This window comes from Actinomadura litoris, assembly GCF_009733595.1.
Taxonomy (GTDB): domain Bacteria; phylum Actinomycetota; class Actinomycetes; order Streptosporangiales; family Streptosporangiaceae; genus Spirillospora; species Spirillospora litoris.
Genome location: NZ_WOFH01000009.1, coordinates 399,652 through 412,026 on the forward strand (window position 1 = coordinate 399,652; position 12,375 = coordinate 412,026).

At 75.3% G+C, this 12,375-nt stretch carries 9 protein-coding genes; 7 read left to right on the plus strand and 2 right to left on the minus strand.

Going from position 1 to position 12,375, the window contains the following annotated elements:
- The first annotated feature begins 121 nt into the window (after positions 1–121).
- Together GNZ18_RS25940 and GNZ18_RS25945 are read left to right on the plus strand one after the other, a co-directional pair.
- Positions 122–1,150, plus strand: coding sequence for a LacI family DNA-binding transcriptional regulator (locus GNZ18_RS25940; RefSeq protein ID WP_214620826.1), 1,029 nt, complete (start codon positions 122–124; stop codon positions 1,148–1,150).
- A gap of 8 nt (positions 1,151–1,158) precedes the next feature.
- On the plus strand, positions 1,159–2,190 hold the full coding sequence (locus GNZ18_RS25945) for a magnesium transporter CorA family protein (protein WP_156219114.1): 1,032 nt from the start codon (positions 1,159–1,161) through the stop codon (positions 2,188–2,190).
- 9 nt (positions 2,191–2,199) lie between these two features.
- Here the strand turns inward: GNZ18_RS25945 and GNZ18_RS25950 are convergent, their stop codons facing one another.
- Entirely contained in the window at positions 2,200–3,858 is a 1,659-nt protein-coding gene (locus GNZ18_RS25950) for a penicillin-binding transpeptidase domain-containing protein (RefSeq protein ID WP_156219115.1), read from the minus strand.
- Between the two features lie 125 nt (positions 3,859–3,983).
- On the opposite strand from GNZ18_RS25950, the gene GNZ18_RS25955 reads away from it, so the two are divergent.
- The 4 genes from GNZ18_RS25955 (at position 3,984) to GNZ18_RS43790 (ending at position 10,348) form a co-directional block, all read left to right on the plus strand.
- On the plus strand, positions 3,984–4,952 hold the full coding sequence (locus GNZ18_RS25955) for a LysR family transcriptional regulator (RefSeq protein ID WP_312874738.1): 969 nt from the start codon (positions 3,984–3,986) through the stop codon (positions 4,950–4,952).
- Positions 4,949–5,869, plus strand: a complete 921-nt coding sequence (locus tag GNZ18_RS25960) for a serine hydrolase (protein ID WP_312874739.1) — start codon at positions 4,949–4,951, stop codon at positions 5,867–5,869. Before GNZ18_RS25955 ends, GNZ18_RS25960 begins: the two co-directional genes overlap by 4 nt.
- A 188-nt stretch (positions 5,870–6,057) precedes the next feature.
- On the plus strand, positions 6,058–8,751 hold the full coding sequence (locus tag GNZ18_RS25965) for an AAA family ATPase (RefSeq protein WP_156219116.1): 2,694 nt from the start codon (positions 6,058–6,060) through the stop codon (positions 8,749–8,751).
- A 61-nt stretch (positions 8,752–8,812) separates the two neighbouring features.
- The gene (locus GNZ18_RS43790) at positions 8,813–10,348 is read left to right on the plus strand and encodes a toprim domain-containing protein (protein ID WP_156219117.1); all 1,536 of its coding nucleotides are present in this window, start codon (positions 8,813–8,815) and stop codon (positions 10,346–10,348) included.
- Here GNZ18_RS43790 and GNZ18_RS25975 read toward each other — a convergent pair.
- Positions 10,281–11,618 carry an amidase gene (locus GNZ18_RS25975; protein ID WP_156219118.1) on the minus strand — a complete coding sequence of 446 codons (1,338 nt, stop codon included), beginning with the start codon at positions 11,616–11,618 and terminating at the stop codon, positions 10,281–10,283. The two genes, GNZ18_RS43790 and GNZ18_RS25975, sit on opposite strands and share 68 nt — an antisense overlap.
- A 445-nt stretch (positions 11,619–12,063) precedes the next feature.
- Here GNZ18_RS25975 and GNZ18_RS25980 point away from each other — a divergent pair.
- Positions 12,064–12,375 (plus strand): phosphoketolase family protein (locus GNZ18_RS25980; RefSeq protein ID WP_216651444.1); only part of this gene is annotated, 312 nt, incomplete at its 3' end.

A 12,375-nucleotide genomic window follows, 5' to 3' on the forward strand; every position in this document is an offset into this window, starting at 1 on the left:
GTCATACGTAGTACTCGACGCATCATACGTACCACTGGGCGTCCCGGCCCTAGTCTGGGGAAGTTCCGTCACCGTCAGATGACCGCAGCGGCCGTCAGGCGCGCGCGCAGGGAGGCGCAGGGTGCCCGCGACCAGCCGTCCCACCAGCAAGGACGTGGCGCACGAGGCCGGTGTCTCGCAGTCCACGGTCTCGCTCGTGCTGGGCGGGAAATGGTCGGGCCGTATCTCCCCGGCGACGGCGGCGAGCGTGCGGGAGGCCGCCGAGCGGCTCGGCTACCGACCGAACCAGGCGGCGCGGAACCTGCGCCTCGGCACCACCCGCACCGTGCTGCTGATGGTGCCGACGCTCACCGCCCCGTTCTTCGGGCCCGTCCACACCGGCGCCGTGCGGGTCGCCGCGCGGCACGGCTTCGGCGTGGTCGCCTACGTGTGGCCGGACGACGCGGCGGGCCCCGCCGGGAGCCCGTTCGCGGCGCCGCGCGAGGCGATCGACGGCATCCTCGCGTCCTCGATGGAGGTCGAGGCGCTCGCGGAGTTCCGGGGCACGCCCGCCGTGATGCTCGACAGCGACCCGTCGGGCCCGGTGCCGACGGTCGGGTTCGGCGTCGCGGAGGGGATGCGCTCGATCGCCGCGCACCTCGTCGGGCTCGGCCACCGCAGGATCGGGCACGTCGCGGCGGCCGTCGACCAGTGGACGTTCCGCGCCCGCGCCGAGGCGCTCGCCGCCGTCACCGCGCGGGCGGGCGGCACGCTGACGCGCGCCGCGTGCGCGATCGAGGTCGGCGCCGCCCGGGACGCCGCCGCGCGGCTGCTCGCCGGCCCCGACCGCCCGACCGCGCTGGTCTGCGATGACGACCTGATCGCCGCCGGCGCCTACAAGGCGGCGCGGGCGCTCGGCCTGGACGTGCCGTCCGACCTGTCGGTCACCGGGTTCGACGACGTGCTGCTCGCGACGGCGCTGGAACCGGAGCTGACCACCGTCCGGCTGCCCGCCGAGGAGCTGGGCGCGCGCGGCATGGAGGCGCTGCTGGAGCTGCTGGACGGCGGCCGCCCGGCCCGCCGCGTCCTGCGCGGCCGGCTGATCGTGCGCGGCTCCACGGCCCCGCCCCCGCGCGCCGAGGGGCGAGTCGAACGCGAAGCGGGGGTATAGAGGGGCCCATGGGATCGCATCCTTCCGAGACCGATGTCGCGCACCCCGGCAACCGCATCGGCGGCGCGCCCCCGCGCACCCGGGCCTGGTTGGACGGGAGGGTCGAGGCGGAGGGGTTCCCGGTCGCGGAGGTGAGCGACTACCTGGAGCGGCCGGACGTGGTGGTCTGGCTCGACCTGTGCGCGCCGCGCCACGAGGACCTGCGGGTGATCAGCGAGGAGCTGGGGCTCGACCACGTCGCGGTCGAGGACGCGGTCTCCCGGCACGAGCGCGCCAAGTTCGACCGCTACCAGGGGTACGCGTTCCTCAACGCCTACGTCCCCCGGGTGGACGGCGGCGACCTCGTCCTGCACGAGGTGTCGGCGTTCCTGGCCGAGCGGGCGCTGGTGACCATCCGGCAGGACCCGGGCATCGACGTCGACGCGCTGATCCACCGCTGGGACGACGGGCTCGGCGGCGACGCCGCCGGGACCGGCGCCGCGTACCTGCTCTACGGGCTGCTCGACATGATCGTCGACCGGCAGCTGGACGCGGCGACCGCGCTGGACGAGGAGGCCGACAAGGTCGAGGACCTGGTCTTCGACGAGTCGTTCCCGGTCAGGGAGATGCAACTGCGCAGCTACGAGCTGCGCAAGAACCTCATCGCGCTGCGCCGGGTGGCGCTGCCGATGCGGGAGGTCCTCAACACGCTGCTGCGCCGCGACCTGCGGATCGTCCCGCCGGCGCTGGTGCCCTACTTCCAGGACGTCTACGACCACACGCTCCGCGTCGCCGAGTCGACCGACGGGCTGCGCGACCTGGTCGCGAACCTCATCGACACGCGGCTCGCGTTGCAGGGCAACCGGATGAACGAGGTGATGAAGAAGGTCACGAGCTGGGCGGCGATCATCGCGGTGCCGACCGCCGTGACCGGCTTCTACGGGCAGAACGTCCCCTATCCCGGGTTCTCCGAGCACGACGGGTTCGTCGTCAGCTCGATCGTCATCGTCGTTTGCAGCGTCGGCCTGTACCTGGTCTTCAAGCGGCGCGACTGGCTCTGACGCCCGGCGCTAGCCGCGGGCCCCCTTCAGGAACGCGGCCGCGATCGGCGCGGCGGCCTCCGCGCCGGTGCCGCCGCCCTCGACGATCACCGCGAACGCGAGGTCGCCCCGGTAGCCGACGAACCAGGCGTGGGTCGGCGGGTTCCTGCCCTCGCCGAACTCGGCGGTGCCGGTCTTGCCCGCCGTCCCGGACGGGAAGTCCACGCCGGACGCGGTGCCCTCGCTGACGACGGCGGGCATCAGCGAGTGCAGGGCGGCCTTCACGGCGGGCTCCAGCGGGTGCGGCGGCTCGGGACGGCGGCCCCCGGCGTCGGCGGCCTGCGCGGCGAGGGAGGCGTCCACGAGGCGCGGCGAGCGCCAGGTGCCGTTCGCGGCGGCGGCCGCGATGCTCGCCATGTTGAGCGGGCTGGTGAGCACCTCGCCCTGCCCGAACGAGGCGGCGGCGAAGGCGGTGTCGTCCTTGGTCGCGGGGAAGGCGGCGCGGACGGCGGGCAGCCCGCCGACGATCGGCGCGTTGAACCCGAACTGGGACGCGACCTGCGCCACCCGCCGCACGCCGAGTTTGTCGACGGCGAGCCGCGCGAACGTGGTGTTGCACGAGTGCGCGAACGCCTCGCGCAGCGGGACCGTCCCGAAGTCCTCGAAGCGGTAGTTGTGGAACGAGCGGCCCCCGACGGACGTGGTGGCCGGGCACGGGACCGGCGTCCGCGCGTCCATCCCCCCGGCGACCAGCGCCGCCGCCGTGACGATCTTGAAGGTCGAGCCGGGCGGGTAGCGGCCCATCAGCGCCCGGTTGTAGCCGCCGGGCTTGTTCGCGACCGCGAGGATCTCCCCCGTGGACGGGCGGAGCGCGACCAGCGAGGCGGGCTTGGCGGCGCCCGCCAGCGCCTCGCCCGCGGCCTTCTGCGTCGCGGGGTCGAGCGTCGTGCGCAGCGGGCGCCCGTCGGCGCCGCCGAACCGCTGGAGCGTCTTCACCGGCGCGCCGTCCGCGCCGACGATCTGCACGGCGAGCGCGGGCGTCCCGGCGAGCCGCCGCTCGTACTGCTTCTGGAGGCCCTCGGTGCCGATCGTGTCGCCCTTCCGGTAGGGGGCGCCGAGCCCCTTGGCGGCCTCGGCGGACGCGGCGCCCAGCGGCCCCACGAGCTGCTGCACCGAGCCCGACGGCGAACCGCCGAGGTCGCCGCCGTCCGCCGCCGAGATGCCCGCCCGGGTCGGCCAGGTCCGGGCGGCGCGGAGCCGCTGCCCTTCCTTGAGCGTCGGGTACATGACCTCGGGCGACCAGCGGACGCGCCACTTCCCGTCGCGCTCGGCGAGCGGGAGCTGCCCGGAGTACGACCACGTCCGGGACCCGGCGAGCGTCAGCTCGGCGCCGTAGGAGGAACCGGCCCTCCCGTCCTTCGGGCGACCGACCGAGGCGACCGTGTACCGCTGCCGGGAGACGCCGAGGTCGTCGCGCATGCGGGTGAACCTCTGCTCGAAGTCGGCGGGCGGGCCGTCGGTCAGCCTCCGCATCGCGGCGAGGTCCCCGGCGTTCCAGGCGGCGAGGTAGCGTTCCACGGTGCCGCGGGGGCCCTCCCCGTCCCGCAGGAGCCACACCGCGCCCGCCCCGGCGGCCAGGGCCACCGCCGCGACCGCGGCGACGAGCGTCCAGCGCGATCGGCGCGTCATCGACCTGTCCTTCCGTCCGCGGCGCCCCCGTTGGCACCGCCGCCCTAGGACACCAGCCGACCAGCGAAAAGTCCAAGATTGATATCGTTCTTACAGCGATATGAAATTTGATATCGTCGCGTCCTGTGAACCTGGTGGGGCATCTGCGGTGCTTCGTCGTGGTCGCCGAGGAACTGCACTTCGGCCGCGCGGCGGAACGGCTCGGCATGGCCCAGCCGCCGCTGAGCCAGCGGATCCAGCGCCTCGAAAAGGAGCTCGGCGTGCGGCTGTTCGACCGCTCCAGCCGGAAGGTGGAGCTGACCGCCCCCGGCGCGCTCCTGCTGGACGAGGCGCGCGACATCCTCGCCCGCGTGGACCGCGTCTACTCCGTCGCCGAGCGGGCGCGGCTCGGCGACGCCCGCGCGGTGCGCGCCGGGCTGCCGAGCGACCTCGGCGGGCCGATCGTCGCCGCGCTGATCGCCGCGTTCCGCGAGCGCCGCCCCGACCTGCGGCTCGACCTGCGCGAGACGGGCACGGCCGAGCAGGTCCGCGCGCTCGCCGAGGGCGCGCTGGACGCGGGCGTGCTCCGGCATCCGTGCGCCGCGCGCGACCTGGAGTTCGGGCCGATGCTGGCCCAGCCCCTCGGCGTCCTGCTCCCCGCCGGCGCCGCCCCCGGCGGCGGGGAGCAGGACGCCGAGGTGGACCTGGCCGACCTCGGCGCCCACGACCTCGTCACGTTCCCGCGCGAGGAGGCCCCCGGGAGCCACGACGAGCTGCTCGCGGCCTGCCGCAGGCACGGGTACGCGCCGCCCGCCGTCCACGAGGCCCGGCACCCGCAGTTCGCGGTCGGGCTCGTCCTCGCCGGGACGGCCGTGGCGCTCGTCCCGCGCGCCGCCGACGGATCGACGCCCGGTGTCGTCTGGCGGCCGCTGGCGGGCGAGCCGCTGTCGCTGCGCACCTCGTGCGCGTGGCGCGCCCCCGACCCGCCGGACGGCGTCGCCGACTTCGCCGCCGTCGCCACCGCCGTGCTGCGCCGCGAGGCGGGCATGACGCCGCTGGACCGCGCGCCCGCCCGCCGCGTCGTCCCGCGCCCGTCCTCGGGGTTCCTGGCGTGAGCGCGACCGGACGGGACACCACCGGGCCCGGGACGGCCGGGACGCGGCGCATCGAGGCGGCGTTCCGCGACGCGGGCGTCACCGGCTACCTGCACGCCGCCGACATCGACACCGGGCGGGAGGTCGGGCTCCGCGCCGACGCGCCGGTCGTCCTCGCGTCGGTGTTCAAGGTGCCGCTGCTCGTGGCGTTCTACCGGCAGGTCGCGGACGGCGTGCTCGACCCCACCGAGCAGCTCACGCTGCGCCCGCAGGACCGCACCGCCGGGCCGACCGGGCTGTCGGCGCTGCTCGACGAGGTGCGGGTGTCGCTGCGCGACCTCGCCTGCCTGATGATCGCGGTGAGCGACAACGCGTCCGCCGACGTCCTGCTGGAGCGGGTCGGGCTGGACGCGGTCAACGCCGCCGCCGCCGACCTCGGCCTGCGCCGCACGCGCGTCGAGGGCAGCGGGCGGGACCTGTTCGAGACGCTGCTGGCCGACGCGGAGGCGGACAGTTTCGGCGAGGTGTGGGAGCGGCTCGACGAGCCCGGCGTGCTCGACCGGCTGCGCGCGCTCGACCCCGTCCTGACGAGCCGCAGCACCCCGCGCGAGATGACCCGGCTGCTCGGCGCCGTCTGGCGGGACGAGGCCGCCCCCGCCGCCGAGTGCGCGGCGATGCGGCGGCTGTTCGGCCTCCAGGTGTGGCCGCACCGGCTGTCGTCGGGGTTCCCCTTCGACGACGTCGTGGTCAGCGGCAAGACCGGGACGCTGCCGACGATCCGCAACGAGGTCGGGGTCGTGGAGTACCCCGACGGCGGCCGGTACGCCGTGGCCGTCTTCACCCGCTCGCTGCTGCCGAACGCCGTCCTGCCGCAGGCGGACGCGGTGATCGGCACCTCCGCGCGGCTCGCCGTCGAGTCGCTGCGCCGCACCCCCTGAATCCGGGGGCGGACACGCGGCGTGGAGAAAAGTTTCGGGGCGCGATGTGATACCCGTCACTGGCTCCGCCTGGCGCGTCGTGGAAACGTGCTCGTCCCAATACCCGTGCCGCGCCTGACCGCTAAACCAGCACCCCCTACGGAAACGTAGGCTGTACCTCTGCTTTGATCACTCTTGGGGAGAATGCGTTGCGGCTGCCGGAGCATCTGGAGCTACTGCTCACCGACGAGCCGGTGCTCGACGTCTACGCCTACGGCCCGTGGCGGGTCCCGGACGGGCTGTTCGAGGAGATCGCCGCGCGGATCGACGCCCTGGCCGCCGACCCGCGCGCCGTCGACCTCACCACCGACGAGCACAAGCTGCTGACCCTGCCCGCCTCGCTGGTCACCGCGGAGATCTTCGGCATCCTGGCGTTCCTGCCCGGCGGCGGCGCGATCAAGGCGGGCTCGTGGTCGCAGCTCCCCGAGCGGCTGCTGAACCGGCACCTGGTCAACCCCGGCCCGCTCAGCACCCGCATGACGCGCTGGGACGCGCCGGGCGGCCGCTGGCGTCCCCCCGTCGACTGGCTGGTCGAGGCGCCCGACCGGGAGCTGGCGATCGAGCTGGCCCGCGAGTGCCTCGGCGTGCTGGAGGGCATCGAGCCGCTGGACGAGCGGCGCCGCGCGCTGCTGCGCCTCTACGACGACCCGCCCGCGTGCGATGTGAACCTGCCGAAGATGGAGCTGCGCGAGCACTGGCACGCGCACGCCGACGACGCGGCCGTCGCGTCCATCCCCGAGCTGCTCGGCCCGGTCGGCTACCTGGAGTGGGTGTGCGCCGGGCTGCTCGCCGCCTACGAGCACCTGACGAACGTCGCGCCGCGCGAGGAGTCCGTCGAGTCGCACCTGATCCAGCTGCTGCTCCAGGGCAGCCTGGAGCACGTCCCGGCGGAGCTGGCGGTCGCGCTCGGCGAGGACCGCTACCGCGAGCTGCAGCAGCGGTTCAGCGGCGAGCGCCGCGGGTTCAAGGCGGGCGCGTGGCAGGAGCAGACGCGGGCGTGGCTCGTCCGCGCGCTGGTGTCGGGCGCGGCGGACGCGTGCCGGGCCTGGCTCGACATGTCGATGCGCTTCGTCGCGATCGTGCAGGGCCTGCCGGGCGACCCGTGGTTCCCGAAGGCCGAGTGGATCCCCGTCGGGCAGTTCCAGACCGACCTGCGGCGCCTGTACGCGCCGCGCCGCCACGTCGTGAACCCGCTGATCGAGGAGCTGCGGGTCACCTCGGGCGCGGTCGCCGAACCGGCCGCGCGCCCCGAGCTGGCGACCTCGCTGGTCGGTCAGCCGGAGGTGACGGCGGCGCTGGACGAGCTGACCCGCGGCAAGGAGCCCGTCCGGCTGCTGCTCACCGGCCCCGACGGCACCGGCAAGCGGGACGCGGCGCAGGAGCTCGGCAAGGCGCTCGCGCTCGGCCGCGACCCGCTGTGGGTCACCGACAACCTGTTCTCCGGGCAGCGGCTCTCCGACGCGGTCGCCAAGCTGCACGCCGACGCCCGCGACTGCGCCGGCGACCGGCTGCTGATCATCGAGGGGCTGGACGGCGTCGTCGCCGACCCCGGCAACGGCGAGGCGCTCGCCGCCGAGCTGCACCGGCTGCTGGCCGTCCACCCCGACCTCCAGCTCGTCGCGCTGTGCGACACCGGCGGCGACGAGCGGATCCGCGAGATCAACCCCGTCCTGCCGCAGCGGTTCCGGATCGCGCGGACCCGGCCGTTCGACGCGGGCGGCCACGCCGAGCTGTTCCGGCGGGCGCTGGACAAGCACGGCGTGCGGGCGACCCGGCACGCGATCGAGGCGGCGGGCGCGCTGCTGGAGGCGACCCCGCCGACGCAGACGCTCCGCAACGCGCGCCTCGCGCCCCACCTCGCCGACCAGGTCGTCGCCGCCGTCAGGGCGCGGACGGCCGACGGCGGGGAGCTGGTCGTCCGCAAGCAGGACATCCCCGAGACGCTCGACACGGCGCAGTCCATCGGCAACCCGCTCGCCGAGCTGCGCGACCTCACCGGGCTGGAGACCGTCAAGCACGAGATCGCGCTGCTGGTCGCGGGCACGCACGCGGCGCGACTGCGCGGCGAGTCCGGGCTGCGCATCACCCCGCCGACCCGGCACATGGTGTTCACCGGCAACCCCGGCACCGGCAAGACGATGGTCGCGCGGCTGCTCGGCCGCATCTACCGGCGGCTCGGCGTGCTGTCGTCGGGGCACCTGGTCGAGGCGTCCCGCGCGCACCTGGTCGGGGAGTACATCGGGCAGACCGCGCCGCGCACCCGGCGGCTGGTGGAGCGCGCGATCGGCGGCGTGCTGTTCATCGACGAGGCCTACACGCTGACGCAGTCGCCGCTGAAGGGCGACTACGGCCACGAGGCCATCGCCGAGCTGGTCAAGCTGATGGAGGACCACCGCGAGGACCTCGTCGTCATCGTCGCCGGATACCAGCAGGAGATGGCCGAGTTCCTCGCCGCCAACCCCGGCCTGGACTCGCGCTTCCCCAAGCAGCTCCACTTCCCCGACTACACCGACGACGAGCTGCTGACGGTGTTCGAGCAGCTCGCCGCCGCCGACGGGTTCCGCATGGCGGACGGCACGCAGGAGGTGCTGCGCTCGATGCTGCGCCGGGCGCCGCGCGGGCCGTCCTTCGGCAACGGCCGCCTGATGCGCAACATGCTGGACGTCGCGGTCGCGAACCAGGCCGACCGGGTCGCCTCCGCCGCCGTCACGGCCAAGCGGGCGGAGAGGAAGGGCGACAAGCCGCCGCGGATGCCGTCCAAGAAGGAGCTGATCACGCTCACCGCGGAGGACCTGCCGCCGCTGCTCGACCACCCCGAGGAGTTCTTCGGCCTCTACCTCTAGCGCCGGGCGGATGTGGGTATAACCCGCTTCGGCTTCCCGCTGCGAGTGAGGAGGCCCTGCCGTGCTCTCGGGGTTGGACGGGGAGGAGCGCGTGCTGCGGGGCATCGCGTCCCGGGAGACCGCGCGGCTGCGCGACGGGACGCGCCCGTGGACGTGGTGGCTGGAGCGCGCCGTCCTGCACGGCCGCCGGTTCGGGTACACGAACACGCTGCTGATCGCCGCGCAGTGGCGGGCGGCGACCGACGTCCGCTCCTACGAGGAGTGGCGGGCGGCCGGACGGCAGGTCCGCCGGGGCGAGGCCGGGATCCGCGTGTTCGGGCCGTCCGGCGGGGTGCGCGCGGTGTTCGACGTGGCGCAGACGACCGGGTTACCGCTGCCCGCCGTTCCGCGTGGCCCCTCGGCGGCCTTCGACTGGGCCGAGCATGTTCGCCATCTGCGCGAGGTCGAGGCGGATTCGGTCGGTTACCTGGTGCGGGCCTGGCTCGGCTGGGAGCCGCGCCCGCCCGTCTTCCCGGTCAACGCCTTCTGGGCCGGGCCGGACGCCGGGGACCGCATCCTGCGGCTCAGCAGACGCCTCCACGCGCGGGCGCGCGGGCCGGCCTCGTCCGCCGCCGGGATCATGGACGCGGCGCACCGGTTCTTCCAGACGCGGTGCGAGGAGAGCTGGGTGCCCGCCTACCTCGCGGAACGCGGCTTCCCCGCGCGGGTGCGGCGGCGCCGGCGGATCGGGCACGCGCCGCCCGGCCCCCACACCCTCACCGACCACCTGCGCGGGCTCGGCCACGACGACGAGGAGATCGTCGGGGCCGGCCTGGCCCGTCAGGGCGACGACGGCGTCCACGACACGTTCCGCGACCGGCTGATGTTCGCCATCCGGACCCCGGACGGCGCGATCGCCGGGTTCCTCGGCCGCCGCCGCGACGGCGCCGACGGGCCGAAGTACCTCAACGGCCCGGCCACCGCGCTCTTCCACAAGTCCGAGCTGCTCTACGGGCTGCACGAGGCGCGCGACCGGCTCGCGGCGGGGGCGCGCCCCGTCCTGGTCGAGGGGCCGCTCGACGCCGTCGCGGTCGCGCTCGCCGGGCACGCCGCCGTGGCGGCCTGCGGGCTGTCGCTCACCGGGGCGCAGCTCGCCGCGCTCGGCGGCGTCGCCGACCTCGCCGCGACCGGCGTGCTGGTCGCGCTGGACGGCGACCCGGCGGGGCGGTCCGGCGCCGTCCGCGCCTGGGAGACGCTGGCGGGCGTCCCCGGGCCGGTCGACACGGTCGCGCTCCCGCCCGGACGCGACCCCGCCGACCTGCTGCGGGGCGGGGGGCGCGCGGCCGTCCGCCGCGCCCTGCGCGCCCGCGCCCCGCTGGCGGACGCGGCCGTGGACGCCGCGATCGACCGGGCGGGGGGCGCGCTGGCGACCGTGGAGGAACGCCTCGCCGCGGTCCGCGCCGCCGCGTCGGTCATCGCGGCGCGCCCGCCCGAGGCGGCACGTCAGGCCGTGCGCACCGCCGAACGCACCGGCGTCCCGGCCTGGCTCGTCACCGAGGCGCTGATCGAAGCCGCTCGGCGGCCGCGAAGAGCAGGTCCTCCGCGCCCGGCCGGGTGACGAGCTGCGCGGCGACCGGGAGGCCGCCGACCGTCCCGGCGGGGACGCTGATCGCCGGGAGGCCGAGCACGTTCCACGCGCAGGTGAGGCTGATCAGCAGCGGGGTCAGCGGGCCGAGGTCGCTCCCGGTCGTCCCGATCGGCGGCGCGGTGATCGGCATCGTCGGCAGCACGAGCAGGTCGTGCCGCCTCAGCAGCACCTCGACCTCGCGGCGGATCTCCGCGCGCTCGCGCTCCGCCCGGACGTAGCGCCAGCCGGGCGTGCGCCCGGCGCGCTCCAGCCGCTCCAGCGTCGGGCGCTGGAACAGCTCCGGCGCGTCGGCGACCCGCTCGGCGTGGACCTCGTAGGCCTCGCTGTCCTGGATCGCCGCGAACACCCGGCGGAGCTCCTTCAGATCCACCTTCACGGACGCGGCGTCCGGGAACACCGCGCGGACCGTCCCCGCCACGGCGCGCTCCACGTCCGGGTCGATCTCCTGCGGCTCGATCCAGGCGACGCTTCCGCCGGGCTCGGGCCGCGGCTCGAACGGCTCGGGCGGCTCGAACGGCTCGCGCGGCTCGGACAGCCCGGGTGGCAGGTCGGCCAGCACGCGGTAGGCGGTGCGGCAGTCGGCGGGGGTGCCCGCGAGCACGCCGACATGGTCGAACGACCGCGCCAGCGGGAACACGCCGCCGGTCGGGATCGCGCCGAACCGCGGCTTGAAGCCGGTGATCCCGCAGAACGCGGCGGGGATGCGCACCGAGCCGCCCGTGTCGGTGCCGATCGCCAGCGGGACCGTTCCCGCCGCGACCGCCACCGCGCTGCCGCTGGACGAGCCGCCCGACATCCGGGACGGGTCGCGCGGGTTGCGGCACGGGCCGTCCGCCGAGACGTCGCCGGTGCCGCCGTAGGCGAACTCGTGCGTCCCGGTCTTGCCGACGATCACCGCACCGGCGGTGCGCAGCCGCGTCACCACCGCCGCGTCGTGCTCGGCCGTGTGCCCGGCGAAGTGCGCCGAGCCCATGCCGGTGGGCAGGCCGGCGACGTCGATGATGTCCTTCACCGCGACCGGGATCCCGTGCAGCGGACCGCGGTCGGCGCTGGACCCGAGCTCCTCGTCGGCCTGCCGCGCCGCCACCGCCGCGCCCTCCTCGTCGAGGGTCACGAACGCGTTGAGGGACGGGTCGACCGACTCCAGCGCCCGCTCCAGCAGCCCCGACGCCGACTCGGTGCCCGCGCGCAGCGCCGCGCCGAGGTCCGCCAGCGTCCGTCCGGCGAAGAATCCACCCATTCCGCCTCCTCACGCTCCTGATCTTCCGCGTAGCATCCCAGACGCCGCGCGGCCGGGACAGTGGCCGAACAGCCGCCGGGAGGGTCGCCGGAGGGTCGCCGGGAGGGTCGCGTCCGGGCGGCGTCGGTCACCGTCCGCTCGACGCGGGTCACGGACCGTTCGCCGAGGCGTTTTCCGATCCGGTGAATCTACGCGCCGGTACGCGGCAAGCTTCAACGCACCTTGTGGAGACGCTCCCACCGGTTCGTATTGGGGGGCGGGGCGGCGGCCCTTCGACCGCCGCCCCACGGCCGGTGACGTCCACAGCCGGGGTGGGGGGACGAGGCCACGGCGGCGCGGTAGACGGCGCGCACCCGCCGCCGTGGCCTCCTCGGCCCCCGGTTAGGGCGCATGGATCGCGGGGACGTGATCCTGCGGCGGCACACCGACCCGGAGGGACGCGCCCATGACCGACGACCTCGCGACGGCCCGTGGTTCGACTGATCGTGGTTCGACTGACCGTGGTTCGGCAGAACGCGGTTCGGCGGCCCGTGGTTCGGCAGAACGTGGTTTGACGGACGACGAGGCGCGGCGGGTCGACGCGTACTGGCGGGCGGCGAACTATCTGTCGGCGGGTCAGATCTATCTGCTGGGCAATCCGCTGTTGCGGGAGCCGCTGCGGCCGGAGCACATCAAGCCCCGGTTGCTGGGGCACTGGGGTACCTCGCCGGGGCTGAACTTCTGCTACGTCCATCTGAACCGGACGATCAGGGCCCGT

Coding starts and splice junctions, on each gene's coding strand:
- GNZ18_RS25945 (WP_156219114.1), top strand. CDS start 1,159: ATGGGATCGCATCCTTCCGAGACCGATGTCGCGCACCCCGGCAACCGC.
- GNZ18_RS25950 (WP_156219115.1), bottom strand. CDS start 3,858: ATGACGCGCCGATCGCGCTGGACGCTCGTCGCCGCGGTCGCGGCGGTG.
- GNZ18_RS25975 (WP_156219118.1), bottom strand. CDS start 11,618: ATGGGTGGATTCTTCGCCGGACGGACGCTGGCGGACCTCGGCGCGGCG.